Raw genomic sequence first — 25,504 nt, forward strand, 5'->3', positions numbered from 1 at the left:
GGTGCACACCACATGTTTTTAAAGACAGGTGACAAGGTTCGCGTCATCGCCGGTAAGGACAAGGGCAAGGAAGGTACCATCAAGAAGGTCCTGGTCAAGGAAAACCGTGTGATCGTTGAAGGCGTTAACCAAATCAAGAAACATCAAAAGCCAAACAACGCTAACCCAAACGGTGGGATTATTGATGCAGAAGCACCAATCCAAGCATCTAACGTTATGCTGATTGACCCATCTACCAACGAACCTACTCGTGTTGGTTTCAAGGTCGTTGACGGCAAAAAAGTTCGTGTTGCCAAGAAGTCTGGCAAGACGATCGACTAAAAATTAGGGAAAGGAGGAATTATTGCTCATGGAAAATCGTTTAAAAGCAAAGTACGAAAGTGAAGTACGTCCAGCATTGACTGACAAGTTCAACTACACTTCTGTAATGGCTGTTCCTAAGATCGACAAGATCGTTCTGAACATGGGTGTCGGTGACGCTACCCAAAACTCCAAGCTGTTGGATGAAGCCGTTGAAGAACTGGGTCTGATTGCTGGTCAAAAGCCACTGATCACCAAGGCAAAGAAGTCCATCGCCGGCTTCCGTCTGCGTGAAGGGATGTCCATCGGTGCCAAGGTTACGCTGCGTGGCACTCGCATGTACGACTTCCTGGACAAGCTGATCAATGTTTCACTGCCACGTGTTCGTGACTTCCATGGTGTATCAAACAAGTCATTTGATGGTCACGGTAACTACACGCTGGGTGTTCGCGAACAATTGATCTTCCCAGAAATCGACTATGACAAGGTTAACCACGTTCGTGGTCTGGATATTGTTATCGTTACGACTGCCAACTCTGATGAAGAAGGTCATGAATTGCTTGCTCAAATGGGCATGCCATTCGCTAAGTAATTAAGGAGGTCCACAAATTGGCTAAAAAATCAATGATCGCTAAGTGCAACCGCCCAGCCAAGTACTCCACGCGTGCCTACACGCGCTGTGTTCGTTGTGGCCGTCCGCACTCCGTTTACCGTAAGTTCCACCTATGCCGGATTTGCTTGCGTCAACTTGCCCATGAAGGACAAATTCCTGGTATGAAGAAGGCTAGCTGGTAAACAAATCACCGACAAAGGAGGAAAATATCGATGTCTATGAGTGATCCAATTGCAGATTTTCTGACTCGGATTCGCAATGCCAACATGGCACACCACGATTCTGTAGAAGTACCTGCATCAAAGATGAAAAAGGACATCGCTGAAATCTTGAAGCAAGAAGGTTTCATTCGCGATGTTGAATACGTTGAAGACAACAAGCAAGGCATCATCCGCGTATTCCTGAAGTACGGCAAGGATGGCGAACGTGTCATTTCTGGTCTGAAGCGGATTTCAAAGCCTGGTCTGCGTTCCTACGTTAAGGCCGACGCTGTGCCAAAGGTTCTCAATGGTTTGGGTATTGCCATCATCTCAACTTCTGAAGGAGTTGTGACTGACAAGGTTGCTCGTGCCAAGAAAATCGGTGGCGAAGTTATCGCCTACATTTGGTAATAAATAAAATAAGATCGGAGGTGTACACATGAGTCGTATTGGTTACAAGGCAATCGAACTGCCACAAGGCGTAGAGGTTTCTCAATCGGGCAACGTCGTAACTGTTAAGGGTCCTAAGGGTACTCTGAGTCGCGAAATCTCCCCACTGATCAAGATGAACGTTACCGACAGTGAAGTAACGTTTGAACGGGAAAACGACGACAAGAAGGCCAAGATGGTCCACGGTACTACGCGTGCCAACGTTAACAACATGATCGAAGGTGTTGTCAACGGATTTAAGAAGACTCTGAAGCTGGTCGGTGTTGGTTACCGTGCTCAAGCTAAGGGTAGCAAGCTGATCCTGACTGTTGGTTACTCCAACCCAGTTGAAATGGACAAGCCAGAAGATCTGGAAGTTAACGTTCCAGACAACACGACGATTGAAATCAGCGGTATCAACAAAGAACACGTTGGCCAATTTGCTGCCGAAGTTCGTGCCGTTCGTTCACCAGAACCTTACAAAGGTAAGGGTATTCGTTACGAGGATGAATACATCCTGCGTAAGGAAGGTAAGACTGGTAAATAATCGTCTAGCAGCCTAGCTGTAGAATAAATTAAAACTAAAATTATAAGAATCAAGAGGTGACAGTTGTGATTTCTAAACCAGATAAGAACAAGATCCGTCAACGCCGTCACATGCGCGTTCGCGGCAAGATCTCTGGTACTGCAGAGCGCCCACGTTTAAGTGTTTACCGTTCCAACAAAAACATTTACGCTCAATTGATTGATGACGTAAAGGGTGTGACGCTCGCAAGTGCCTCAACTCTCGACAGTGAAGTCAGTGGCAACACTAAGACGGAACAAGCTGCCGGCGTTGGTGCTCTGATCGCTAAGCGCGGTGTAGAAAAGAACATCAGCAGCGTTGTTTTTGACCGTGGTGGCTACCTGTACCATGGTCGTGTACAAGCCCTGGCTGAAGCAGCTCGTGAAAACGGTCTGCAATTCTAAGAAAAAGGAGGAATAACCTGTATGGCATCACAATCTTACATTGACCCATCCAAGCTGGATCTGGAAGATCAAGTCGTTTCGATCAACCGGGTTACCAAGGTTGTTAAGGGTGGTCGTCGTCTGCGCTTTGCCGCTTTGGTAATTGTCGGCGACAAGAAGGGTCACGTTGGTTTTGGTACTGGTAAGGCTCAAGAAGTTCCAGAAGCTATCCGTAAGGCTTCAGCTGCTGCTCAAAAGAACCTGATTGAAGTTCCAATCGTTGGTACGACCATTCCTCACGAAGTTATCGGTACTTACGGTGGTGGCAAGATCATGCTCAAGCCAGCCGTTGAAGGTTCCGGGGTTGCTGCCGGTGGTGCGGTTCGTAACGTTATGGAACTGGCCGGCGTTGCCGACGTTACTTCCAAGCGTTTGGGCTCCAACACGCCAATCAACGTTGTTCGTGCAACGTTTGAAGGTCTGAAGGCTCTGAAGAGTGCCGAAGAAGTTTCTCAACTTCGTGGCGTCTCCGTTGATCACCTGGCAGAATAAGGAGGACATAGATCATGGCTAAAGTTAAAGTTACTTTGATCCACAGTGTTGCCCACCGTAAGCCAACTCAACGTCGTACGGTTAAGGCATTGGGTCTGGGCAAGATCGGCAGCTCCAATGTCCTGCCAGACAACGCGGCAACGCGTGGTGCAATCTTTAAGGTTGCTCACTTGGTTTCCATCGAAGAAGTCAAGTAATTAAAAATCTACAATAAGGAGGTGCCTACCTAATGAAATTAAACGAATTGAAGCCAGCTGCTGGTTCCCGTTTCAAGCGTCTGCGTAAGGGTCGTGGTCTGTCATCTGGTCACGGTTTTACTTCTGGTCGTGGTACTAAGGGTCAAAAGGCTCATGGTAAGACTCGTCTGGGCTTTGAAGGGGGCCAAATGCCTCTGTACCGTCAAATGCCAAAGCGTGGTTTCAGCAACATCAACCGTAAGGAATACGCTATCGTAAACCTGACGACGCTGAACCGTTTTGACGATGGTGCCGAAGTTACGCCAGCAGTTCTGCTGGAAAACGGCGTGATCAAGAATGTTAAGAGCGGTGTTAAGATTCTGGGCAATGGTAAGTTGACCAAGAAGCTGACCGTTAAAGCCAACAAGTTTTCTGCTTCAGCTGTCAAGGCTATCGAAGCTGCCGGTGGTAAAACTGAGGTGATGTAATTGTTCACAACCGTCAAAAATGCATTCAAGGTTAAGGATATTCGTAAGAAGATCCTGTTCACCTTGTTTGTACTGATTGTTTACCGGTTAGGTGCCTCAATCACGGTACCCGGTGTGAATGCTGCGGCTTTAGAGCAGATTTCTAGTACCGGTTTGGCATCTATTTTGAACACTTTCAGTGGTGGCGGTTTGGATAACTACTCATTATTTGCGATGGGGGTTTCCCCGTACATCACGGCTCAAATCGTGGTTCAACTTCTTCAGATGGACATTGTGCCTAAGTTTGTTGAATGGAGCAAACAGGGGGAAGTTGGTCGACGGAAGCTTAATCAGGCTACGCGGTGGCTTACAATCGTGCTTGGATTTATCCAGTCGATTGGGATTACCGCGGGCTTCAATGCATTAAGCACTGTTAAACTGGTTAACAATCCGGGGGTGGAAACCTACATCACGATTGGTCTGATCTTAACTGCAGGTACTATGTTTGCTACTTGGCTAGGGGACATGATTACCGAACGTGGTCTTGGTAACGGTGTCTCAATGCTGATCTTTGCTGGGATCATCGCTGAAATGCCAAACGGGATCAAACAGTTATGGAATGATCAAATCGCTGGTGAATCCGGCGCAAACCTCTGGATGGGAATTGGCTTTATTGCCCTAGTGGTTGTAGCGATTCTGGCAATTGTGACGTTCGTTACCTGGTTCCAGCAGGCTGAACGGCGTTTGCCGATTCAATACACGCGGCGAACAACTACTTCGCCGTCGAATAGTTATCTTCCATTGAAGATCAACGTTTCTGGGGTGATTCCAGTGATCTTTGCCGGCTCGTTTATCTCAACGCCGCAAACGATCTTAATGGCCTTTCAGCAAAATCATAGTCAAGATACCTGGTATCAGGTTATGACAACGATTTTTAATATGCAGTCTGGTCCAGGCATTGCGCTGTATGTATTTTTGATTGTTGTATTTACCTTTTTCTACGCCTTTGTTCAAGTTAATCCAGAAAAACTCGCGGAAAACTTGCAAAAGCAAGGCAGCTACATCTCTGGCGTTTGGCCAGGCAAAGGCACACAGGACTTTGTATCAGGACTGTTGATGCGTTTGTCAACGGTTGGATCGTTATTCTTGGGATTGATCTCATTGATCCCACTGCTGGCAAGCAACATCTGGAACCTGAGTCAATCAATTGGCTTAGGCGGTACCAGTTTGTTGATCGTCGTTCAGATTGCTCTGGACGTTGTGCGGCAGATGCGCAGTTTAACGATGAAACGTGAGTATATTGGATTTATCCGCGAATAAATATAGGAGGAATTGGCAAATGAGTACGATGAACCTCGTTTTAATGGGTCTGCCTGGTGCCGGTAAAGGTACACAAGCCCAAGAAATCGTCAAGGACTTTGATATCCCACACATCTCAACTGGGGATATCTTCCGGGCAGCAATCAAGAACGAAACGCCAATGGGTCTGGAAGCCAAGAAATATATCGATAAAGGCGAATTAGTTCCTGACGAAGTTACGAACGGCATTGTGAAGGAACGTTTGGCTCAAGATGACACCAAGCACGGTTTCATGTTGGATGGTTTTCCTCGCAATCTGGCGCAAGCCGAAGCCCTCAACAAAATGTTGGCTGATGATGGCCGTAAGCTGGATGCTGTAATCGACATTGATGTTAACCCTGAAGGGCTGGTTAAGCGTCTGAGTAGCCGGATCATCTGCCGGAAGTGTGGCACAACCTACAACACGCTTTCCAACCCACCAAAGGTTGAAGGTACTTGCGATGTCTGTGGTTCCCACGACTTCTACCAACGTGATGATGATAAGCCCGCAACCGTTAAGAACCGGTTAGACGTCAACATTAAACTGAACACGCCACTGATCGACTTTTACAAGCAAATGGGGATTCTCCATGAGATCGATGGCGAACAAGACATCGATAAGGTTTATCAAGCCGTTAAGGAAGTTCTGACTAGCCTTTAAGACTCATTGTTAGTTGAATCCTTGCGTAATCGCCTGCTCTGTGGTATACTACGCAAGGTTTATCTAGCTTGCAGTGGAAGGTGTACGCCGCTTTCCACCGTTTTTACGTAATTTTACCGGCAAGGAGGAACCGTTCAGTGGCAAAGGCCGATGTTATCGAAGTCGAAGGTAAGGTTACCGAAACCCTGCCTAACGCAATGTTTAAAGTTGAATTGGAAAATGGGGTTGAGATCCTGGCACACGTTTCTGGCAAAATCCGGATGCACTACATCAAGATTCTGCCTGGTGACCGCGTCAAGGTTGAAATGTCTCCATATGATCTGACCAAAGGCCGGATTACTTTCCGCTTCAAATAAGTCTTTAGTCTAAAATCATTTTTAGGAGGATTATTTACAATGAAAGTACGACCATCAGTAAAGCGGATGTGCGAAAAGTGCAAGATCGTCAAGCGTAATGGTCGGGTTATGGTAATTTGCCCTAACCCAAAGCACAAGCAACGCCAAGGCAAGTAATTATATTTTAGAATTGGAGGTGTAACTCAATGGCTCGTATCGCAGGTGTCGACTTACCTCGTGACAAGCGAATCGTAATCGGCTTAACTTACATTTATGGTATTGGTAACACGACTGCTAAGAAGGTTCTGGCTGCTGCCGGTGTTTCTGAAGACATTCGTGTCAAGGACCTGACGCCAGAACAAGAAGAAAAGATCCGTGGTCAAGTAGACCAACTTAAGGTTGAAGGTGACCTTCGTCGTGAAGTTTCCCTGAACATCAAGCGTCTGCAAGAAATCGGCTCTTACCGTGGCATGCGTCACCGTCGTGGTCTGCCAGTTCGTGGTCAACACACTAAGAACAACGCACGGACTCGCAAGGGCAAGGCTGTCGCTATCGCCAACAAGAAGAAGTAATCAATACTATAAAGGAGGTTAGTTAGTTTTATGGCAACCAAAAAAGGTTCACGCAAGCGTCGTGCAAAAAAGAATGTTGAAACTGGTGTTGCACACATTCACTCAACTTTCAACAACACGTTGATCATGATCACTGATGTGCAAGGCAATGCCGTTGCTTGGTCCTCAGCCGGTGTGCTGGGCTTCAAAGGCTCTCGTAAGTCTACTCCATTTGCCGCTCAAATGGCTTCTGAAGCTGCTGCCAAGCAAGCAATGGAACACGGTATGAAGACGGTTGAAGTTGAAGTTAAGGGCCCTGGTTCGGGTCGTGAATCAGCTATCCGTGCTCTGCAAGCAACTGGTCTTGAAGTTACTGCCATCCGGGACGTAACTCCAGTGCCACACAATGGTTCTCGTCCTCCAAAGCGTCGTCGTGTCTAATCGCATCAACGGCGAAATTATCATTGGCCAGGTGCTTTTAAACAATCTACGGACCACGTTTTGAAAGGGGAAACAGAGTAGAATGATCGAATTTGAAAAACCAAACATTCACAAAGTCGAAGAAACTGACAACTACGGTAAGTTTGTTGTCGAACCACTGGAGCGTGGCTACGGGACCACTCTGGGGAATTCTCTTCGTCGTGTAATGATGGCTTCTCTGCCAGGTGCCGCAATTACCAGTATCCAAATCGACGGTGTGCTTCATGAGTTCAGTACCGTTCAAGGCGTTACAGAAGACGTTACGCAGATCATCTTGAATCTCAAGAAGGTTTCTTTGAAGATTGAAGATGAAGATGCCAAGGATTTGGAATTGGATGTCAAGGGTCCTGCAGAAGTAACTGCCGGTGACATCCAAGGTGATGGCGACGTTACGATCTTGAACCCTGACTTGCATATTGCAACGGTCGCTGATGGAGCTGAACTGCACATCATGATGACGGCTGATAAGGGTCGTGGCTATGTACCAGCCGATCAAAACAAGCTGCGTTTGAGCGGTCTTGAAATTGGGACTTTGCCAATTGACTCCATCTACACCCCTATCGAACGGGTCAACTACACCGTAGAAAACACGCGGGTCGGCCAAAGCAACGACTTTGACAAGTTGACGTTGGATGTCTGGACGGATGGTTCATTGACCCCAACGGCTGCCATTAGTCTTGCTGCCAAGATCTTGACTGAACACTTGGAGATGTTTGTCAACCTGACTGAAGAAGCAAAAGATGCCAAAGTGATGGTTGAACGCGAAGAAACTCACCAAGAAAAGGTACTCGACAAGACGATTGAAGAACTGGATCTGTCGGTTCGTTCTTACAACTGCTTGAAGCGTGCTGATATTCAAACTGTTAAGGACCTGACTGAGCGGACTGAAGCTGATATGATGAAGGTTCGCAACCTGGGTCAAAAGTCCTTAGAAGAAATCAAGCTGAAGCTGGCCGACTTGGGCGTAGGCTTCCGCCAAGAAGACTAATTAAAACAATTAAAAGGAGGGAACCACTTCATGAGTTACCGTAAATTAGGACGTACTAGTTCACAACGTAAGGCTTTATTACGTGATTTGACCACTGACCTGATCGTCAACGGCAGCATCAAGACTACCGAAGCTCGCGCTAAGGAAGTTCGCAAGACTGCTGACAAGATGATTACGCTGGCAAAGCGTGGCGACTTGGCTTCTCGTCGTCAAGCAGCCGCTTTCCTGCGCAATGTCGTTGCTGACGTTAAGGAAGACGGCGACAACGTTCGCGTACAATCAGCTCTGCAATACCTGTTTGAAGAGCTGGCACCAAAGTTTGCCGACCGTAAAGGTGGTTACACGCGGATTCTGAAGACCATGCCTCGTCGTGGTGACGGCGCACAAATGGTTGTTCTGGAATTTGTCGACTAATCATTTTCGTCAATTCAATACGTAATAAAGAATCACTACAGCTGGTGGTATAGAGCGCTACGATGGTGGAATCGTTATTCCTAGTCTAGCTCGAATGCGGGGACGTAAAGTCTTTCGTGCACCCCAGTTGTAAGTGATTTTTTTGTATATGGCAGATTGTAAAATTTAAGTTGAACATTTTAGTGGACAGAAAAACCCATAAAGGTCTTTAATGGTGTCGTCACAACATTCCATTAGAAAGAAGGACCTTTATGGGCACCACTATTTTATCATTTGAAGACCGCATTGTCATCGAAACGCTTCGTCATGAAAAGCGATCTCTTCGATATATCGCTGATTACCTGGGCTTTAGTAAGACTACTATCTTTAATGAAATTCACCGGTTAAAGGGTGAATACCATGCGACTAGTGCGCAAGCCGACCACGAAACTAAACTTAGTTATCGTGGCCGGAAATGCTCATTAACGGTTAACCTCAAACGACTAATCGAAGACAAGATCAAGATTCAGAAATGGTCAATTGAACAAGTAGCCCATGTGGTTAGGATCGCCTACAAGACTATCTATAACTGGGTCGATCAAGGACTTCTAGATATTCGGATGACTGATTTACCTGACCATGGTATTCGTCGTAAGCGGGCTAAAGAAACCCGTGGGACTTTCAGTCATGGTCGTTCGATTGAAGATCGTCCAGCTGAAGCTTCTGATCGTAATATTGCAGGCCATTTTGAAGTTGATACAGTTTTATCTGGCAAGCGCAAAGGTCAAGCAGTAGCCACGTTTGTCGAACGCAAGAGTCGCCTTACTATCGTTAAACGGCTTGATGGACGAGATAGCACTTCAATGACTAAGGCTATCCTTGAGTTAGCTAATCAATTAGGAACTAATCTCAAGACACTGACGGTTGATCACGGGAAAGAGTTCGCCAACTACCAATCAATTGAGAAAAATACCGGCGTGCCGTTGTACTTTGCACATGCTTATTCTCCGCATGAACGTGGTAGTAATGAGAATCGTAATCGAGTGTTACGGCGATTTATTCCTAAGGGTCAGCCAATTGAAGAGATTAGTGATGATGAATTGATTCAGATTAACTGGTATCTGAATTCACGGCCTCTCAAATGTTTGAACTGGCGAACTCCAATTGAGATCTTTTTGCTTAATCTGCGTCATTAAATTTGTTCAAGTTATTTCTTGCAATCTGCCATATCTTTATTTTTTCCGCTCCACTGTTAAAATAATAGGATAAGTTTAAAAAGAAATGGGTGACGTGATTGATTGATATTCAACACCTTTCGTTTAAATACCCCGATCATGCACAACCGGCACTAGATGATGTATCCATGCAGCTGCCGATGAAAAAATGGACTGCGGTAATTGGTCATAACGGTAGTGGCAAGAGTACCTTGGCCCGATTGATTGACGGGCTTTTGATACCAAGCAGCGGCACAATCACAATTGATGATCTGCCAGTTGACGAGGCACATTTGCAGCAGTTGCGTCAACAGATTGGTTTGGTGTTTCAAAATCCTGACAATCAGTTTGTAGGAACCACGGTTGCCGATGATGTTGCCTTTGGTCTGGAAAATCATCAAGTACCGCATGATCAGATGCAGCAGCGAATTGATGAGGCTTTAAAGGCAGTCGGCATGCAAGATTTTGCTGACAGTGAACCTTCACTGCTTTCAGGAGGGCAAAAACAACGGGTGGCCCTGGCCGGTATTTTAGCAATTGGTCCGCGTGTGATCATCTTAGACGAGGCAACCAGTATGCTGGATCCTAAGGGACGTCATGAGCTGCTGACGCTTTTAAAACAGTTGATCATTCAGCACGATATGACCGTCATCTCAATTACGCATGATCCGGTTGAGCTTTCGATGAGTGATTATGCAGTGGTGCTGGATCATGGCAAGGTCGCCATGCAAGGAGCAACGGCTGAATTACTCAAAGAACCAGCTAAACTGGCCCAAATGCATCTGGCGCTGCCATTTGCCCAACGTTTGCAGCTGCAGCTAAAGGAGCGGGGGATCAGCGTTCCAACACAATATCTAGATTCAGAACGGATGGTGGAGTGGCTATGTCAGCAATTGAATTCTTAAACGTCAACTATGCTTACCAAGCAGACACGCCCATGGCCACGTTGGCAGTCAAAGATTTTTCACTTAAGCTTGAGTCGGGCAGCTTTACGGCTATCGTTGGTCATACCGGTAGTGGCAAGTCAACTTTGATGGCTATGTTGGATGGGCTGCTGGTACCGACTCATGGCAGCTTGCGTGTTGGTGAGGTTACTATCGACAGTCATGCTGACAAAAAGACATTAGCTAAGCTGCGCAAAGGAGTTGGCTATGTTTTTCAGTTTCCAGAAAGTCAGCTGTTTGCTGAGACGGTTTTAAAAGACGTGATGTTTGGACCACTTAATATGGGTGTCTCACTAGAGCAGGCTAAAGAGCAGGCATTGACGGCTTTGCGATCATTAAAGCTGCCGGAAGATATTAATGATCGCTCGCCATTTGAGCTTTCTGGCGGCCAAATGCGGCGGGTCGCGATTGCTGGCGTCTTAGCCATGCACCCGCGTGTTTTAATTTTAGATGAACCGACTGCTGGACTGGATCCCCAGGCAAGTGAGGATCTTTTGAACTTAGTCAATCAATTGCATCAAAAGGGTACTACGATTTTGATGATTACGCATCAAATGGAACAGGCTGCTCGCTATGCAGATCACGTTTTGGTTATGAAGCAAGGTCAGCGGACAGCATTTATGACACCGCATGAATTGTTCGGCAAGCCGGATCTGCTTAAAGAGGCTGGGATTTTGCCGCCAGCAAGCGTTGATTTTGCCAATCAGCTGGTAGTACATGGCCTAAAATTGACCGATGAGGTACCGTTGACCATTGAGCAGCTGGCTGATCAACTTGCTGACCATCTTAAGCAAGGAGGACGAGCAAATGGGTAATGCCAAGGTAATACTAGGTGCCTACGTGCCAGGAAGCTCCTGGCTGCATCAACTGGATCCGCGCGTTAAGCTGTTTAGCTGTTTTTGGTACGTCGTGATCGTCTTTTTGGCCAATAATTGGCTGGGATATCTTTGGCTTTTTGTCGTATTAGGGATGCTGATTGCATTGAGTCGGCTGCCATTAAAGCTGTATTGGCGTGGCATCAAACCACTATTTTGGATCATCTTGTTTACCGTGGCGATCCAGCTGCTGTTTAGCAGTGGTGGGCACGTCTATTGGCAATGGGGCTGGCTGGCAATTACCAGTGGTGGCTTTTATCAATCGGCCATTATCTTGGCGCGGTTCATTTTGATCATCACCATCTCAACCGTATTAACGGCCACTACGCCAACGCTGCAGCTGGCAGCAGCCATGGAGGCCTTTATGAATCCGCTACGCTATTTACACGTACCGGTTAATCAAATTGCGGTCATGCTGATGATTGTACTGCGTTTTATTCCGACGATTATGGATGAAACGACCAAGGTAATGAATGCGCAGAGATCACGGGGCGTTAATTTTGATGAGGGCAGTTTGATTGAGCGAGCCAAGCGCTTAGAACCGCTTTTGATTCCCCTGTTTGTGGGCTCATTTAAGCGTGCTGAGGAGTTGGCAACGGCGATGGAGGCACGTGGTTATGATCCGGATGCACCGCGAACCAAGTATCGTGTCTTGCACTGGCACCATAACGACACGACAGCCATGGTTAGCTTAGCCGTTGCGACTTTGATTCTGCTGGTCACACGTTTTTTGCCAGTATGAATGATGTTTTGATTGAAAGGAAAACGATAAAGTGTATCGCTACAAAATAACTTTTGCCTATGATGGCACCAATTTTTCAGGCTTTCAGATTCAGCCAAATAAGCGGACGGTTGAGCAGACCTTGAAAAATGCCGTCAATAAGATTGCCAAGAATCCCAACCCGCCGCTATCGGTTATCGGTTCTGGACGGACGGATGCAGGAGTGCATGCGCTCAATCAGGTTGCACACTTTGATTGTCCATATAAATTGGGCAATGATTCGATGCGTAAAGCATTAAATAGCCTTTTACCCTTGGATATCATTGTCAAAAAAGCCGAACTGGTCAGCCCTGACTTTCACGCGCGCTTTAATGCCCATTCCAAGCACTACCGTTACCGCGTTGATCAAAGTGATTTCGTTAATCCATTTAAGCGTAACTATACCGCGCATTTTAAGTATCCAGTAGATGTGGCCAAAATGCAGCAGGCAGCTCAGGATCTAGTGGGGGAACATGACTTTACCAGCTTCGTCGCATCTGGCAGTCAAGCGCTGAGTAACGTCAGAACGATCTATCAGGCTGATGTGCATCGTGACGAGGCCAATAATGAAATCATTTTTGATTTTGTCGGCAATGGCTTTTTATATAATCAGGTTCGCATTATGGTGGCCTTTTTATTAGAGATCGGCAGCAATCAGCGGCCAGTTGACGATGTGCCGCGCGTGCTGGCTGCTAAGGATCGCAATCAAGCACGCATGACGGCACCAGCCAGTGGTCTTTATCTGGTCAGTGTTGATTATGGTGATCAAGCCAACAAAACCATTGACGAATCTGCATCTATCAAGTAAAATAACGAGTGGTATTTCTTTTCCATCTAATTACTCGGTACACAATTATTTGTAAAAGAAAGACAAAAATTGGAGGACTTAATCGTGAGAACGACATACATGGCAAAACCTGGTGAAGTTGACCGCAAATGGTACATTGTCGACGCCAAGGGTATCTCCCTGGGTCGTCTGGCATCCGTTGTTGCCTCTGTTCTGAAGGGCAAGAACAAGCCAACCTACACCCCACACGTTGACACTGGTGACAATGTCATCGTTATCAACGCTGCCGAAGTTAAGTTGACTGGTAAGAAGGCCGCTGACAAGATCTACTACCGTCACTCTGACTACCCTGGTGGTCTGAAGCAAAAGACGGCGGGCGAACGTCGCGCCAACGAACCAGAAAAGCTGGTGGAAGATTCCATCAAGGGCATGCTGCCACACACCCCTCTTGGTCGCAAGATGGGCATGAAGCTGCATGTTTATGCTGGTGAAGATCACAAGCACGTTGCTCAACAACCAGAAGTGCTTGACATCACGAACTTAATCTAAGGAGGGAACGGAATTGGCTCAACAAGTTCAATACAGTGGTACTGGTCGCCGCAAGGATGCTACCGCACGGGTTCGTCTGGTACCAGGTTCTGGTAACATTACGATGAACGGCAAGGCAATCGAAGAATACATTCCGTTTGCCAACCTGCGTGCTATCGTCAACCAACCATTTGCTGCAACGAAGACGGAAGGTCAATACGACGTTCTGGTCAACGTTTGCGGTGGTGGCTTCTCTGGTCAAGCCGGCGCAGTTCGTCACGGGATTGCTCGTGCCCTGCTGAGCGTCGACCCAGATTTCCGGGATGCTCTGAAGAAGGCCGGTCTGTTGACTCGTGACCCTCGGATGAAGGAACGGAAGAAGCCAGGTCTGAAGAAGGCTCGTAAGGCTTCACAATTCTCCAAGCGTTAATATTTTGCCTTCGTGGCTTAATATCAACACTTTTGAGATTTGGTGCGATTGCAGGCGGTTAACTAATCATTTGCGATCCAAAAAATCAAGCATCAGCATCCAGCTGGTGCTTTTTTTATATTTTTGCAAATTTATCGTTTCGCGGTTTTTTTAATGATTTTAGTCTGGTAAAATGCAGAATAGAACTTTAAAAATACGAGATAAAAATAGGGGGAATCATCTGTGGCAAAGAAACGCCGCGCTAAGACTCGGCACTCCAAAAAGCTTTATCAGCATCGCTGGCTGATTGGTATTCTAACGATCATGGTCGTCTTTTTGGGCGTCTATGTCGGCCATCATTTCTACCAACGTTATCAGCAACAGCAAATCATTGAGCAACAGCAAAATGCCAAGCGTCTCTTTATCAAGCAGGTTGCACCCGAAGCCCAGGCTATGCAAAAGAAATACAACGTTCCGGCATCGATTACGATTGCCCAGGCCATTCTTGAGTCAGACTGGGGCAGCAGCAAGCTGGCAGCCAAGTATCATAATCTGTTTGGCATTAAAGGAACGGGCAAGGACTCACAGGTTTTGACGACTAAGGAATATGTCAATGGCAAGTGGATTACCACTAAGGGACGCTTTAAGGTCTATTCCAGCTGGAGCGAGTCAATTAAGGATCATACCAAGCTGATGATCAACGGAACGGACTACAACAGTCAAAACTATCAGGCAGTTACCCAGGCCACAGACTACAAAGAGGCAGCCAAGGCGCTCCAAGAAGCTCATTATGCAACAGATCCGGATTATGCACAGAAATTAATCTCAGTAATTCAGACCTACAAGTTGTACAATTATGATAAATAAGCTGTTAAGGAGAATCTCATGAAAGAACTTCAGGAAAAAATTGAGGAATATGGTACGGTTCTGCCCGGTAACGTCTTAAAGGTGGATGCTTTCTTGAATCATCAAGTTGACCCGGTTCTGATGAAGCACATGGGTGAAGAATTTGCCAAGCTTTTTGCCGATGCAGGTATCACCAAGATCTGGACGGTAGAGTCATCAGGCATCGCCCCAGCCGTTATGACGGGGCTGGCAATGAACGTACCGGTGATTTTTGCGCGCAAACATAAGAGTCTGACCTTAAAAGACGACCTGTACACGGCTAGCGTTTATTCTTACACCAAGCAGACTACCAATCAGATTTCAATCTCTAAAAAATACGTCAGTCCTGATGACAAGGTTTTGTTGATTGACGACTTTTTAGCAAATGGTCAGGCACTGGAAGGCATGCTGCAGATTGCACAAGCAGCCGGTGTTGATGTTGCTGGTGCCGGAATCGTGATTGAAAAGACCTTCCAGCCGGGTGGCCAAAAGCTTCGTGAACAGGGCCTTAGAATCGAATCATTGGCCAAGGTCAGCTCGTTGGCCAATGGCAAGGCTGAATTTGAAGATTAAATACTAATGGGGGTGGGCTGATGAGCAGTACAAATACTTTATATCCAGGATCAACGCTGGGCATTATCGGCTTGAACCGCAACGGCAGCACCCTGATTACTGCTGCCAAGCGGGCTGGCTTCAATGTTGGCGTCTATGTCGATCGTTCAAAGCCAAGTTTGACCAAACAGGCAGATTTTACTATCAGTGGGGCCTACAATAATCAAGAAAAGCTGACAATGTTTGCTCAGACTTGTGATGCTGTCATCTATGCCAACGACTTGATCGACTCTAGCGTGCTGCGCTATCTGAGTCGCAGTGTTTATCTGCCACAAGGGATCAACGCTTTAGAAATCGTCCAGGATCGTTTGATGGAGCGGGCCTTCTTGGATCAGATCAATGTTAATGTGGCACCATACGTTACGGTAATCAGTCTGGATGATGTCTATCAAGCAATTGATTCAATTGGCTATCCAGCGATTTTAAAGCCGATCCAGCGCGGCATTGGCGAGCATTCAATGAAAATCACCAAGCAGTCCGATATTACGCGGGCAGCTGACTTTATCAATGCCGGAACCTATCTTTTGGAATCATGGATTGATCACACGGCTGAATACACAATGCTGGCAGCCACTAATGGTCAAGACACTCAAGTATTTCCTGCGGTTGAATTGATGCTCAACGCTGATGAAAAATTAATGGGTGTTAAGGCCCCAGCCAATCTGAATGCTGACATTTCCCAGGAAATGGAACGCATCGTTACCAGTGTGGCCGAAAATCTCCAGTATCGTGGCGTCTTTAGAGTTGATTTCTATGTTACGGCAACCGGTAATCTGTACGTGCATGGCATTGAGCCGGGTTTGTCGATTTATGGCAACGCCTTTGATTATGGCGCCAATGTTTCGCAATCTGAGCAGCTTTTGCGGGCAATTGCGGGTATGCCTTTGTTTGATGTCCAGATGCTGCAGCCGGCAGTCATGATGTTGGCGCGGGTTGCTCAGCGTCCTGCACTACAGCGACAATGGCTGTTAAAAGCCAATTGGCATTACCAGTTCTTCAGTGAGGTAAAAGATGATCCTCAAGCCATAGCCGGATTTGTCTGGGTGGTTGGCAAGCCAAGTCTGGAAGAGCTGCAGCATCAGATTGAAGATACCGAGGTCTGGAAAAATAAGCAGCCGGTTAATGCGGATCTAACGTCTGATCAGCAATAGATTTTCTGCGAGCAGCGTCGAGTGGTCGTTGCTCGTTTTTTATTTACCAAACGAAATTTGCTATAATGGAGTCCGCGATAATTTTAAGAGAGGATGGAAATAAGGCGTGACAAGTCAATTACTGCAAGGAATGAATGATAAGCAGGCAGAGGCCGTCTTGACTACGGAAGGGCCGCTTTTGGTCATGGCTGGGGCTGGTTCGGGTAAAACTCGGGTGCTGACGCATCGAGTGGCGTACTTGATTGAAGAACAGGGGGTCAACCCTTGGAATATTCTAGCCATTACCTTTACCAACAAAGCCGCACGTGAAATGCAAGAGCGGGTCGGTAAATTGTTGGGAGAAAGTGCTCGCGACATTTGGGTATCAACTTTCCACGCGCTGTGTGTCCGTATTCTGCGTCGTGACATCGACAAGCTGGGTTACAACCGAGCCTTTACGATTGCCGATACCAGTGAGCAGCGTACTTTGATGAAGCGCATCTGCAACGAATTGAACGTGGACACCAAAAAGTATGATCCACGGGCGATTTTAAGTGCCATCTCAAATGCTAAAAATGCAATGCAGACGGCCGAAGACTATGCTGAGCTCAACAGTCATGCCAATAATCCGCTCAATCAGATCGTCGCCAAGGCTTACGTGCTTTATCAAAAAGAGCTTGAAAACAGCCAGGCCTTAGACTTTGACGATCTGATCATGAAGACCATCGAGCTGTTTAAAAAAGATTCGGAGACTCTGGAATACTACCAAAACAAGTTCCACTACATTCACGTTGATGAGTATCAAGATACCAACGATGCTCAGTATCAGCTGGTCACGCTTTTAGCTGCTAAATATAAGAATCTCTGTGTGGTTGGCGATGCTGATCAGTCAATCTATGGCTGGCGAGGCGCCAATATGAACAATATTCTTAATTTTGAGCGTGACTATCCAGAAGCACATACAGTCATGCTGGAGCAAAATTACCGCTCGACACAGACAATTTTAAAGGCGGCTAACGAAGTAATCGCCAATAACCTTGTGCGTAAAGAAAAGAACCTGTGGACCGAAAACGGTACTGGTGAAAAGATTTCTTATTACCGAGCACAAAACGAGCATGATGAGTCACAGTTTGTTGTCAGCAAGATCCAGGCCGAGATGCGCGAACATGGCTATCATTATAATGACTTTGCCGTTTTGTATCGAACCAATGCGCAGTCACGGATGATCGAAGAAACGTTTATGAAGTCGACCGTACCATATACGATGGTCGGTGGCCATAAATTCTATGATCGCAAGGAGATTCGTGATATTCTGGCCTATCTTACTTTGATCGTCAATCCACGAGATGCGATGAGCTTTGAACGTGTCGTTAATACGCCAAAACGCGGCATCGGCCCGGGCAGTGTCGACAAGCTGCGGCAGTTTGCCAATGAAAACGGCTGGTCGCTTTTGGAAGCAGCTCAAAACGTTACGCTGGCTAATGCAATCAGTGCACGAATTCGAGCTAAGATTGAAGACTTTGGTCGCTTGATGGCTGATCTGACCAAAGAGGCCGACTATCTGACCATCACTGAGCTGACTGATGAGATTTTGACCAAGAGCGGTTATCTCCAGATGCTGCAAGCCGAAAACGATCTGCAGGCGCAGTCACGTCAGGAAAACCTTGAAGAGTTCAAATCGGTAACCCAAGAATACGATCAAAAGCATGCTGAAGATGACGTTGACAATCGACAAAAACTCATGAACTTCCTGTCTGATCTGGCACTGGTTTCCGATCAGGATGACGTTGATGAAGAAGCGCCTAAGGTAACCTTGATGACCCTGCATGCTGCCAAGGGTCTGGAATTTCCGGTGATCTTTTTGGTTGGGATGGAAGAAGGAATCTTCCCGCTTTATCGCTCCTTGAGTAATGAAAAGGAACTGGAAGAAGAGCGACGGCTAGCCTATGTCGGTATCACGCGGGCCAAGCGCAAACTGTATCTGACTAATGCCTATTCACGGATGCTCTATGGCCGCGTTCAGCGCAATCAGCCTTCCCAATTCGTCGATGAGATTAATGACGATCTAATCAAATTTGAAAATGCGGACGGCTCCGGTAAGGCCAAGGCAATGAATACGCCATTTGCCAAAGCTGCCTCTCAGGCCACCACGTTTGCTTCACAAAGACGTGCTCATGGTCTGACCCACTCGGCTAAGCAGGAGAGCACGGGAACTGGTGCTGATAAGCAGTCCTGGAAAGTCGGCGATAAGGTTCAGCATAAGAAGTGGGGGCAAGGCATGGTCGTTTCCGTCAATGGTTCAGGTAACGATATGGAATTGGACATTGCCTTTCCAAATGAGGGCGTCAAACGGCTGTTGGCCCAGTTTGCCCCAATCACCAAGGTTAATTAAAAGCGAGGCCTGTGATGACAGAACAAAAATCGGTTAATAATCTGACCCAAGAAGAAGCTACCAAAGAGATTGGTCCGCTAAAAGAGCGCTTGATCAAGTGGGGAAAAGAATACTACGAGCAAGATGCTCCCAGCGTTGAAGACTATGTGTATGACCGTGAGTATCAGCGCCTGGTCGAGATTGAGCAACGCTTCCCTGAACTGGTAACGCCAGATTCACCCACCCAAAGAGTCGGTGGCGAAACGGAAATGAATCTGACCAAAGTTGAACATGATATTCCAATGCTTTCGATGGGGGATGTTTTTTCGGTTGAAGAGCTGATGGACTTTAATGCTCGCCAACAAGACAATCCTAATTTTACCGGTGATGTTGAATATAATCTGGAATTAAAGATTGATGGCCTCTCGTTGTCGCTGGTCTATGAAAATGGTCGCTTGATTCAAGGATCAACGCGGGGTAACGGTACGATTGGCGAGGACGTCACTGAAAACGTCAAGACCATCAAGTCGATTCCCCAAAAACTTGCCGAGCCACTGTCATTGGAATTTCGCGGTGAGTGCTTCATGCCTAAAGCCGCGTTTGCCAAATTAAATGAAGAACGCGAAGCCAATGGCCTGCCAACGTTTGCCAACCCAAGAAACGCGGCGGCCGGCAGTTTGCGGCAGCTGGATGCCAAAGTCACGGCTAAACGAGAATTGGATACTTTTATGTATTACATTCCAGAATATGAAAAGCTGGGCGTTAAGACTCAGGACCAGGCTTTGGACAAAATGCGGCAGTTAGGATTTCATGTCAATGAATTCAATCGCGTCGTGCATAATGAAGCAGAAATCAAAGCCTATATTGATGAATACACGACCAAGCGTGATGATTTGCCATATGGGATCGACGGCATCGTAGAAAAGGTTAATGCATTGGACGTTGAAGCAGCCTTGGGGGCGACGGTCAAGGTCCCACGCTGGGAAATTGCCTACAAGTTTCCACCTGAAGAGCAGGCAACCGTAGTCAGAGACATCGAGTGGACGGTTGGTCGAACCGGCAATGTTACGCCGACTGCGGTCATGGATCCGGTTCAATTGGCCGGGACCACGGTTAGCCGAGCTTCGCTGCATAATCCTGACTATCTAAAAGACAAGGATATTCGCCTAGGTGACACGGTATTGCTGCACAAGGCCGGCGACATTATTCCCGAGATTTCACGCGTGATCTTGGATAAGCGCCCTACTGACAGCAAGCCTTATGAAATTCCTCAGAATTGTCCGGTTTGCCAGGCCAAGCTGGTACATTTGGATGATGAGGTAGCACTGCGCTGCATCAATCCAATGTGTCCGGCCCAGGTTAAAGAGGGGCTGGTTCACTTTGCCTCGCGCAATGCCATGAACATTGATCATTTAGGACCAAGAGTGATTGAGCAGCTCTGGGATCGTCATTTGGTTCATGATGTTGCCGATTTGTATCGTCTGACTTACGATCAATTATTAACATTAGATAAATTTGGACCTAAATCAGCATCCAACCTATTGACATCGATTGACAACAGTCGCAATAATTCTGTTGAGCGTCTTTTGTTTGGCCTGGGCATTCGTCATGTCGGAGCCAAGGCAGCCCGGATTCTGGCACAGCATTTTGGTTCAATGGCGGCTTTGATGGCTGCTGATGAGGAGTCAATTGCTCAAATCAATACGATTGGACCAACGATTGCTGACAGCCTAAAGAACTACTTTGCCAATGATCAAGTCCAAGAATTGATCAAAGAACTGGAAACTGCTGGTGTCAACATGGCATATCATGGTCCGGCACCGATTGATCAAAACAGCGCAGCCGCTAAGGAATGGCAAAATAAGCGCGTGGTTTTGACTGGCAAGCTCAATGAGATGACGCGCGATCAGGCCAAACAATGGCTGGAAGAACGCGGTGCCAGCGTAACTGGCAGCGTGTCTAAAAAAACAGATTTGGTCATCGCCGGAGAAAAGGCTGGCTCTAAACTCACCAAGGCCCAGGATCTGGGAATTGAGGTTTGGAATGAGAGTCGGTTTGCTCAAGCGATGAAGGAGGACTAAAGTGAAACTACAGAAGCTAAAAAAGCTGACGTTGACGACAGTCGTGCTGCTGAGTACGGTGCTGTTGGCATCATGCAGCATTGGTAAGAAATCTTCTTCGTCATCCAGCAAGATTACGACGACAGGAACCTCCAGTGGTCAGTACCAAGGGGTCATTCAAAATGGTCACTACAAGGTCAGCAAGGCGCGCGGGGTCAATATTAATCAAAATGACAACAGTTATAATCTGAAGAGTTTTGAAACCGGCCTGACGGAAGTCTCCAAAAAGGTTTTCTCGACCAAGAACTATATCTTCCAAGAAGGTCAGTATCTGAGTACCGATACGATTGAAAACTGGCTGGGCCGCAAAACCAAAAGCAATCCAACCGGCTTGAATGCCGCACAAGGCAAGAAAAGCAATCCAAATCCTGAATACATTCAGCAGATTGAAGAACAGGACTTCATGGTACAAAACGGCAATTCTCTGACCTTAAAGGGAATGACGATTGGGATCGGGATTAATTCAGTCTACTACTACCAAAAGACAACGGATGGTCCAACCTACCAAAAGAAGCTTTCGGATGCTGAAATTCAGCGTCAAGGCAAGATCGCAGCCCAAAAGATTCTCAAGCGGCTGCGCAAAAAGTCCGCGCTGAAAGATATTCCAATCGTGATTGCTCTGTACAAACAGGCACCAAACGACAGCCTGGTTGGGGGCAGCTTCTTTGCTTACTCCAAGAGCAGCGGCAGCACGATCGGCAGCTGGAAGAAGCTGAACTACTCAACCAAGGTATTGCCAAAGGCCAGTGACGCTACTTCAACCAACAGCGATAACGAAACCGACAATACCAGCTTTACCAACTTCAAGAGTCAGATTCAAAGCTTCTTCCCGAACCTTAGTGGAGTTACGGCTCAGGCTCAATACAAGAACGGTACGCTGTCAGGGATGCACATCACCGTGACGACGCAGTTCTACAGTCAGTCTGAGGTGCAAAGCTTTACGCAATATATTGCACGCGCGGCCAAGAAGTATCTGCCAAATGGAATTCCAATCGACATTAAGATTCAATCGTCTTCAGAGATGCAGGCGGTTGTCTACCGTGATTCGGGATCCGATACTTTCCGAACGCACGTATTTGAGTCGTATTAATAAAAAATTGAACGTCATCGCGCTTGCGGTGGCGTTTTTGCTAAAAACGACGGGTTTTGTGTGATAAAATAGATGAACGTATGTAATACCTAATTAAAGGAAAAGAGGAGAAAGAATGGCTAGTCAGATCGATCAGCAGCAGGTTAAGCACGTTGCCGAATTGGCCAAACTGGAATTCAATGATGCCGAACTCGCCAAGTTTACCCCACAACTGGGCAGCATCATCGACATGTTTGAGGAACTGCAAGAGCAGAATACCGATGGCGTAGACCCAATGTACTCGCCAACGGATCGTGTCAACGTGATGCGCGAAGACGTTGCAGTCAAAAGCAACGAGCGAGAAGCCCTGCTTAAGAATGCTCCAGACACGGAAGGCGGCTTGATTAAGGTGCCAGCAATCATGGATGATGAAAGTGAGGACGGCGAATAATGAAGTTCAATGATACCGACTTGACTCAGCTGCATGCAGACTTGCAGGCCAAAAAGGTCAGTGCCAAGGAATTGACGCAGGCTGCCTTTGATCGCATCAAGGCAACCGATTCAGACGTCAAGGCCTTTATCACGCTGAATGAGGATGCGGCCTTGATGCGCGCTGAAGAAATCGACAATGCGGGCATTGCAGCTGATAAACTGTTGGCTGGTGTACCATTGGCAATTAAGGACAACATCGTAACCAAGGGGCTTAAGACAACTGCGGCCTCCAAGATGCTGGAAAACTTTACGCCAATTTATGATGCTACGGTTATCGAAAAGCTGAATGACCAAGACTTCATTAACGTTGGTAAGACCAACCTGGATGAGTTTGCCATGGGTGGCTCAACGGAAAACTCGGCCTTCTTTACGACCCATAACCCTTGGGATCTGACGCGCGTTCCCGGCGGTTCTTCTGGTGGCTCGGCAGCAGCCGTGGCAGCCGGTGACGTGATTGGTGCGCTTGGTACCGATACGGGTGGCTCAATTCGAATGCCATCATCATACAACAACGTGGTCGGCTTAAAGCCAACTTACGGCCGGGTATCGCGTTGGGGGGCAATTGCATTTGGCTCCAGCTTTGATCAAATTGGTTGGATCACTAACAGCGTTAAGAACAATGCCTTGCTGACCCAAATCATCAGCGGTCAAGACGATCACGACATGACGTCTTCTGATCGTCAGGTACCAGACTGGGCCGCCAATCTGAATGAAAACACGAGCGTTAAGGGCTTGAAGATTGCCGTACCAAAGGAATACCTGGATGAAGGAATTCAACCTGGCGTGCGGACTGTCATCAACAAGGCCTTGAAGCACTTTGAAGAACTGGGTGCCATCATTGATACGGACGTTTCGATGCCTCATACCAAGTATGGCGTACCAGCCTACTACATTCTGGCCTCATCAGAAGCGTCATCCAATCTGCAGCGCTACGATGGAATTCGCTATGGCTTCCGGGCACCTGATGCTAAGACGCTGGAAGAAGTCTACGTCAAGTCACGGACGCAGGGCTTTGGTGATGAAGTTAAGCGCCGGATCATGCTGGGAACGTTCTCGCTTTCGGCTGGTTTTTACGATGCCTACTTCAACAAAGCTGCCAAGATTCGGACGCTGATTGCCCAAGACTTTGCCAACGTCTTAAAAGACCACGACTTGATCATGGGACCTACTGGCGCCAACCCAGCTTTTGAAATCGGTTCTGAGATTGCAGATCCAAAGACGATGTACATGAACGACATTCTGACCGTTCCCGTTAACATGGCTGGTCTGCCGGCAATGTCGCTGCCAGCTGGCTTTGACAATGGCCTGCCAGTTGGTCTGCACATTATCGGTAAGGCCTTTGATGAACAAACGATCTACAATGCCGGTTATGTTTTTGAACAGACGACCGACTTCCACAAACAAACGCCAAAGTTAGGGGGTCAAGACTAAGATGAACTTTGAAACGACCATTGGGCTTGAAGTCCACGTAGAATTGAAGACCCACTCCAAGATCTACAGTCCAACGCCAGTAGAATTCGGTGATGAACCAAACGCCAACACCAACGTAATTGACTGGGCCTACCCAGGCACCTTGCCAACGCTTAACAAGGGCGTGGTTCGTGATGGGATTATGGCCGGTTTGGCATTGCACGCGCAGATTTCAAAGCACATGCACTTTGACCGGAAAAACTATTTCTATCCTGACAACCCTAAGGCCTATCAGGTAACTCAATCTGAAACGCCAATCGCGCATGACGGCTGGATTGAAATTGAAGTTGATGGCAAAAAGAAGAAGATCGGGATCAAGGAGATGCACATTGAAGAAGATGCCGGTAAAAACACGCACACGAGCAACTACTCCTACGTGGACTTGAACCGGCAAGGCACGCCTTTGATCGAAATTGTCTCCAAGCCAGACATTGCCTCGCCAGAAGAAGCCGTGGCCTACCTGGAAGCCTTGCGTCAACGGATCCAGTTTACCGGGATCTCCGACGTTAAGATGGAAGAAGGTTCAATGCGGGTTGACACCAACATCTCTATTCGTCCAATCGGTTCTGATAAGTTTGGTACCAAGACCGAAATGAAGAACATCAACAGTTTCAATTTCGTGCGCAAGGCATTGAACTTTGAGCAGCAGCGGCATGAAAAGGTGATTATGTCTGGTGGCACGATTGCCCAAGAAACGCGGCGCTTTGACGAGGCAACCGGCGAAACCATCTCCATGCGGACCAAAGAAGGCAGCGATGACTACCGTTACTTCCCAGAACCAGATATTCCACCTTTGGAAGTCAGCGATGAATGGATTCAAGAAATTCAAGACGCCATGCCAGAAATGCCTGGTGAGCGGCGTGCTCGCTACACTAACGATCTGGGTCTGAGTGCATACGACGCTATGGTTTTGACGCAGACCAAGGAAATGTCTGATTTCTTTGAGGCTACGATTGCTTTGGGGGCTGATCCAAAGAAGGCTGCCAACTATCTGATGAACGACGTCAACAGCTACTTAAACGACAAGCAGGTTGATTTACAGGATACCAAGCTGACGCCAGCCAACTTAGCCGGGATGATCAAGCTGATCGATGACGGCACGATCTCATCTAAGATGGCCAAGAAGGTCTTCAAGGGAATTCTGGATGGTGAAGACCCAGCTGCCTATGCTGAAAAGAACGGTCTGGTTCAGTTGTCTGATCCAGCCAAGCTGCAGCCAATCGTTGATGATGTTTTGGCCAACAACGAACAATCCATCGAAGACTACAAGAACGGTAAGGACCGGGCAGTAGGCTTCCTGGTTGGTCAAATCATGAAGCAGACGCGTGGTAAGGCCAACCCTGGTGTGGTCAACAAGCTTTTGATGAAGGCCTTGAACGAAAAGTAAACTGATTTGATGGCGGAGGA

33 protein-coding genes are annotated in these 25,504 nt (G+C 47.2%); all 33 read left to right on the plus strand.

What is annotated here, in order from left to right; all coding sequences use genetic code 11:
- The first annotated feature begins 12 nt into the window (after positions 1–12).
- The 33 genes from rplX to gatB all read left to right on the plus strand — a co-directional run bounded on the left by rplX (position 13) and on the right by gatB (position 25,484).
- Positions 13–321, plus strand: a complete 309-nt coding sequence (gene rplX / locus QOS03_RS02185) for a 50S ribosomal protein L24 (RefSeq protein ID WP_006500611.1) — start codon at positions 13–15, stop codon at positions 319–321.
- A 28-nt stretch (positions 322–349) separates the two neighbouring features.
- Positions 350–892: a 50S ribosomal protein L5 gene (rplE, locus tag QOS03_RS02190; RefSeq protein WP_006500610.1), complete on the plus strand. Its 543-nt coding sequence runs from the start codon at positions 350–352 to the stop codon at positions 890–892.
- A gap of 17 nt (positions 893–909) precedes the next feature.
- Positions 910–1,095, plus strand: a complete 186-nt coding sequence (locus QOS03_RS02195; protein ID WP_074504970.1) for a type Z 30S ribosomal protein S14 — start codon at positions 910–912, stop codon at positions 1,093–1,095.
- A gap of 30 nt (positions 1,096–1,125) precedes the next feature.
- On the plus strand, positions 1,126–1,524 hold the full coding sequence (rpsH, locus tag QOS03_RS02200; protein ID WP_033934649.1) for a 30S ribosomal protein S8: 399 nt from the start codon (positions 1,126–1,128) through the stop codon (positions 1,522–1,524).
- A 28-nt stretch (positions 1,525–1,552) separates the two neighbouring features.
- A complete protein-coding gene (rplF, locus tag QOS03_RS02205) occupies positions 1,553–2,089 on the plus strand; it encodes a 50S ribosomal protein L6 (protein WP_006500608.1) in 537 nt (178 codons plus the stop codon).
- Between the two features lie 56 nt (positions 2,090–2,145).
- Positions 2,146–2,511, plus strand: coding sequence for a 50S ribosomal protein L18 (gene rplR, locus QOS03_RS02210; protein ID WP_033934647.1), 366 nt, complete (start codon positions 2,146–2,148; stop codon positions 2,509–2,511).
- A gap of 21 nt (positions 2,512–2,532) precedes the next feature.
- Complete coding sequence (gene rpsE / locus QOS03_RS02215) at positions 2,533–3,042, plus strand: 30S ribosomal protein S5 (RefSeq protein WP_006500606.1); 510 nt, start codon at positions 2,533–2,535, stop codon at positions 3,040–3,042.
- Between the two features lie 14 nt (positions 3,043–3,056).
- A complete protein-coding gene (gene rpmD, locus QOS03_RS02220; protein ID WP_006500605.1) occupies positions 3,057–3,239 on the plus strand; it encodes a 50S ribosomal protein L30 in 183 nt (60 codons plus the stop codon).
- A gap of 32 nt (positions 3,240–3,271) precedes the next feature.
- The gene (gene rplO, locus QOS03_RS02225) at positions 3,272–3,706 is read left to right on the plus strand and encodes a 50S ribosomal protein L15 (RefSeq protein ID WP_006500604.1); all 435 of its coding nucleotides are present in this window, start codon (positions 3,272–3,274) and stop codon (positions 3,704–3,706) included.
- Complete coding sequence (gene secY / locus QOS03_RS02230) at positions 3,707–5,005, plus strand: preprotein translocase subunit SecY (RefSeq protein ID WP_283575199.1); 1,299 nt, start codon at positions 3,707–3,709, stop codon at positions 5,003–5,005.
- A gap of 28 nt (positions 5,006–5,033) precedes the next feature.
- Complete coding sequence (locus QOS03_RS02235; RefSeq protein ID WP_283575229.1) at positions 5,034–5,684, plus strand: adenylate kinase; 651 nt, start codon at positions 5,034–5,036, stop codon at positions 5,682–5,684.
- 137 nt (positions 5,685–5,821) lie between these two features.
- Positions 5,822–6,040: a translation initiation factor IF-1 gene (gene infA / locus QOS03_RS02240; protein ID WP_006500601.1), complete on the plus strand. Its 219-nt coding sequence runs from the start codon at positions 5,822–5,824 to the stop codon at positions 6,038–6,040.
- A 39-nt stretch (positions 6,041–6,079) separates the two neighbouring features.
- Positions 6,080–6,196 (plus strand): 50S ribosomal protein L36, encoded by a 117-nt coding sequence (rpmJ, locus tag QOS03_RS02245; RefSeq protein WP_006500600.1) that lies wholly within the window; start codon positions 6,080–6,082, stop codon positions 6,194–6,196.
- 29 nt (positions 6,197–6,225) lie between these two features.
- Entirely contained in the window at positions 6,226–6,591 is a 366-nt protein-coding gene (gene rpsM / locus QOS03_RS02250) for a 30S ribosomal protein S13 (protein ID WP_006500599.1), read from the plus strand.
- A gap of 30 nt (positions 6,592–6,621) precedes the next feature.
- On the plus strand, positions 6,622–7,011 hold the full coding sequence (gene rpsK, locus QOS03_RS02255; RefSeq protein WP_006500598.1) for a 30S ribosomal protein S11: 390 nt from the start codon (positions 6,622–6,624) through the stop codon (positions 7,009–7,011).
- Positions 7,012–7,093: 82 nt separating this feature from the next.
- Positions 7,094–8,038, plus strand: coding sequence for a DNA-directed RNA polymerase subunit alpha (locus QOS03_RS02260; protein WP_283575200.1), 945 nt, complete (start codon positions 7,094–7,096; stop codon positions 8,036–8,038).
- A gap of 30 nt (positions 8,039–8,068) precedes the next feature.
- The gene (gene rplQ, locus QOS03_RS02265; RefSeq protein WP_033934643.1) at positions 8,069–8,452 is read left to right on the plus strand and encodes a 50S ribosomal protein L17; all 384 of its coding nucleotides are present in this window, start codon (positions 8,069–8,071) and stop codon (positions 8,450–8,452) included.
- 251 nt (positions 8,453–8,703) lie between these two features.
- Positions 8,704–9,627: an IS30 family transposase gene (locus QOS03_RS02270; protein ID WP_283575201.1), complete on the plus strand. Its 924-nt coding sequence runs from the start codon at positions 8,704–8,706 to the stop codon at positions 9,625–9,627.
- A gap of 98 nt (positions 9,628–9,725) precedes the next feature.
- Positions 9,726–10,550 (plus strand): energy-coupling factor transporter ATPase, encoded by an 825-nt coding sequence (locus tag QOS03_RS02275; RefSeq protein ID WP_039946062.1) that lies wholly within the window; start codon positions 9,726–9,728, stop codon positions 10,548–10,550.
- Positions 10,529–11,404, plus strand: coding sequence for an energy-coupling factor transporter ATPase (locus QOS03_RS02280; RefSeq protein ID WP_006500594.1), 876 nt, complete (start codon positions 10,529–10,531; stop codon positions 11,402–11,404). Before QOS03_RS02275 ends, QOS03_RS02280 begins: the two co-directional genes overlap by 22 nt.
- Entirely contained in the window at positions 11,397–12,206 is an 810-nt protein-coding gene (locus QOS03_RS02285; RefSeq protein ID WP_074504975.1) for an energy-coupling factor transporter transmembrane component T family protein, read from the plus strand. Before QOS03_RS02280 ends, QOS03_RS02285 begins: the two co-directional genes overlap by 8 nt.
- 31 nt (positions 12,207–12,237) lie before the next feature.
- Positions 12,238–13,032 (plus strand): tRNA pseudouridine(38-40) synthase TruA, encoded by a 795-nt coding sequence (gene truA / locus QOS03_RS02290; protein WP_074504976.1) that lies wholly within the window; start codon positions 12,238–12,240, stop codon positions 13,030–13,032.
- Positions 13,033–13,116: 84 nt separating this feature from the next.
- Positions 13,117–13,560, plus strand: coding sequence for a 50S ribosomal protein L13 (gene rplM / locus QOS03_RS02295; protein ID WP_283575202.1), 444 nt, complete (start codon positions 13,117–13,119; stop codon positions 13,558–13,560).
- Positions 13,561–13,573: 13 nt separating this feature from the next.
- Complete coding sequence (gene rpsI / locus QOS03_RS02300; protein ID WP_283575203.1) at positions 13,574–13,969, plus strand: 30S ribosomal protein S9; 396 nt, start codon at positions 13,574–13,576, stop codon at positions 13,967–13,969.
- Between the two features lie 222 nt (positions 13,970–14,191).
- Positions 14,192–14,815 carry a glycoside hydrolase family 73 protein gene (locus QOS03_RS02305; RefSeq protein WP_169462113.1) on the plus strand — a complete coding sequence of 208 codons (624 nt, stop codon included), beginning with the start codon at positions 14,192–14,194 and terminating at the stop codon, positions 14,813–14,815.
- A gap of 18 nt (positions 14,816–14,833) precedes the next feature.
- Positions 14,834–15,406, plus strand: a complete 573-nt coding sequence (locus QOS03_RS02310; protein ID WP_283575204.1) for a xanthine phosphoribosyltransferase — start codon at positions 14,834–14,836, stop codon at positions 15,404–15,406.
- Positions 15,407–15,426: 20 nt separating this feature from the next.
- Positions 15,427–16,596 carry an ATP-grasp domain-containing protein gene (locus QOS03_RS02315; RefSeq protein ID WP_283575205.1) on the plus strand — a complete coding sequence of 390 codons (1,170 nt, stop codon included), beginning with the start codon at positions 15,427–15,429 and terminating at the stop codon, positions 16,594–16,596.
- Between the two features lie 130 nt (positions 16,597–16,726).
- Positions 16,727–18,967: a DNA helicase PcrA gene (pcrA, locus tag QOS03_RS02320; protein WP_283575230.1), complete on the plus strand. Its 2,241-nt coding sequence runs from the start codon at positions 16,727–16,729 to the stop codon at positions 18,965–18,967.
- 14 nt (positions 18,968–18,981) lie between these two features.
- Positions 18,982–21,027, plus strand: a complete 2,046-nt coding sequence (gene ligA, locus QOS03_RS02325; RefSeq protein WP_283575206.1) for an NAD-dependent DNA ligase LigA — start codon at positions 18,982–18,984, stop codon at positions 21,025–21,027.
- A 1-nt stretch (position 21,028) separates the two neighbouring features.
- The gene (locus tag QOS03_RS02330) at positions 21,029–22,156 is read left to right on the plus strand and encodes a CamS family sex pheromone protein (protein ID WP_272215280.1); all 1,128 of its coding nucleotides are present in this window, start codon (positions 21,029–21,031) and stop codon (positions 22,154–22,156) included.
- Between the two features lie 115 nt (positions 22,157–22,271).
- Entirely contained in the window at positions 22,272–22,586 is a 315-nt protein-coding gene (gene gatC / locus QOS03_RS02335; RefSeq protein WP_074504983.1) for an Asp-tRNA(Asn)/Glu-tRNA(Gln) amidotransferase subunit GatC, read from the plus strand.
- Positions 22,586–24,058: an Asp-tRNA(Asn)/Glu-tRNA(Gln) amidotransferase subunit GatA gene (gene gatA, locus QOS03_RS02340; protein WP_283575207.1), complete on the plus strand. Its 1,473-nt coding sequence runs from the start codon at positions 22,586–22,588 to the stop codon at positions 24,056–24,058. Before gatC ends, gatA begins: the two co-directional genes overlap by 1 nt.
- 1 nt (position 24,059) lies before the next feature.
- Positions 24,060–25,484 (plus strand): Asp-tRNA(Asn)/Glu-tRNA(Gln) amidotransferase subunit GatB, encoded by a 1,425-nt coding sequence (gene gatB / locus QOS03_RS02345; RefSeq protein WP_283575208.1) that lies wholly within the window; start codon positions 24,060–24,062, stop codon positions 25,482–25,484.
- The last annotated feature ends 20 nt before the right edge of the window (positions 25,485–25,504 follow it).

The sequence above is a fragment of the Limosilactobacillus pulli genome, assembly GCF_947381555.1.
GTDB classification, from domain to species: domain Bacteria; phylum Bacillota; class Bacilli; order Lactobacillales; family Lactobacillaceae; genus Limosilactobacillus; species Limosilactobacillus pulli.

Bases quoted from the DNA above. Each gene is read 5' to 3' on its own strand.
- rplX (WP_006500611.1), top strand. From the start codon at position 13: ATGTTTTTAAAGACAGGTGACAAGGTTCGCGTCATCGCCGGTAAGGAC.
- rplE (WP_006500610.1), top strand. From the start codon at position 350: ATGGAAAATCGTTTAAAAGCAAAGTACGAAAGTGAAGTACGTCCAGCA.
- rpsH (WP_033934649.1), top strand. From the start codon at position 1,126: ATGTCTATGAGTGATCCAATTGCAGATTTTCTGACTCGGATTCGCAAT.
- rplF (WP_006500608.1), top strand. From the start codon at position 1,553: ATGAGTCGTATTGGTTACAAGGCAATCGAACTGCCACAAGGCGTAGAG.
- rpsE (WP_006500606.1), top strand. From the start codon at position 2,533: ATGGCATCACAATCTTACATTGACCCATCCAAGCTGGATCTGGAAGAT.
- rpmD (WP_006500605.1), top strand. From the start codon at position 3,057: ATGGCTAAAGTTAAAGTTACTTTGATCCACAGTGTTGCCCACCGTAAG.
- rplO (WP_006500604.1), top strand. From the start codon at position 3,272: ATGAAATTAAACGAATTGAAGCCAGCTGCTGGTTCCCGTTTCAAGCGT.
- QOS03_RS02235 (WP_283575229.1), top strand. From the start codon at position 5,034: ATGAACCTCGTTTTAATGGGTCTGCCTGGTGCCGGTAAAGGTACACAA.
- rpmJ (WP_006500600.1), top strand. From the start codon at position 6,080: ATGAAAGTACGACCATCAGTAAAGCGGATGTGCGAAAAGTGCAAGATC.
- rpsM (WP_006500599.1), top strand. From the start codon at position 6,226: ATGGCTCGTATCGCAGGTGTCGACTTACCTCGTGACAAGCGAATCGTA.
- rpsK (WP_006500598.1), top strand. From the start codon at position 6,622: ATGGCAACCAAAAAAGGTTCACGCAAGCGTCGTGCAAAAAAGAATGTT.
- QOS03_RS02260 (WP_283575200.1), top strand. From the start codon at position 7,094: ATGATCGAATTTGAAAAACCAAACATTCACAAAGTCGAAGAAACTGAC.
- rplQ (WP_033934643.1), top strand. From the start codon at position 8,069: ATGAGTTACCGTAAATTAGGACGTACTAGTTCACAACGTAAGGCTTTA.
- QOS03_RS02270 (WP_283575201.1), top strand. From the start codon at position 8,704: ATGGGCACCACTATTTTATCATTTGAAGACCGCATTGTCATCGAAACG.
- QOS03_RS02280 (WP_006500594.1), top strand. From the start codon at position 10,529: ATGTCAGCAATTGAATTCTTAAACGTCAACTATGCTTACCAAGCAGAC.
- QOS03_RS02285 (WP_074504975.1), top strand. From the start codon at position 11,397: ATGGGTAATGCCAAGGTAATACTAGGTGCCTACGTGCCAGGAAGCTCC.
- QOS03_RS02310 (WP_283575204.1), top strand. From the start codon at position 14,834: ATGAAAGAACTTCAGGAAAAAATTGAGGAATATGGTACGGTTCTGCCC.
- QOS03_RS02315 (WP_283575205.1), top strand. From the start codon at position 15,427: ATGAGCAGTACAAATACTTTATATCCAGGATCAACGCTGGGCATTATC.
- pcrA (WP_283575230.1), top strand. From the start codon at position 16,727: ATGAATGATAAGCAGGCAGAGGCCGTCTTGACTACGGAAGGGCCGCTT.
- ligA (WP_283575206.1), top strand. From the start codon at position 18,982: ATGACAGAACAAAAATCGGTTAATAATCTGACCCAAGAAGAAGCTACC.
- gatC (WP_074504983.1), top strand. From the start codon at position 22,272: ATGGCTAGTCAGATCGATCAGCAGCAGGTTAAGCACGTTGCCGAATTG.
- gatA (WP_283575207.1), top strand. From the start codon at position 22,586: ATGAAGTTCAATGATACCGACTTGACTCAGCTGCATGCAGACTTGCAG.
- gatB (WP_283575208.1), top strand. From the start codon at position 24,060: ATGAACTTTGAAACGACCATTGGGCTTGAAGTCCACGTAGAATTGAAG.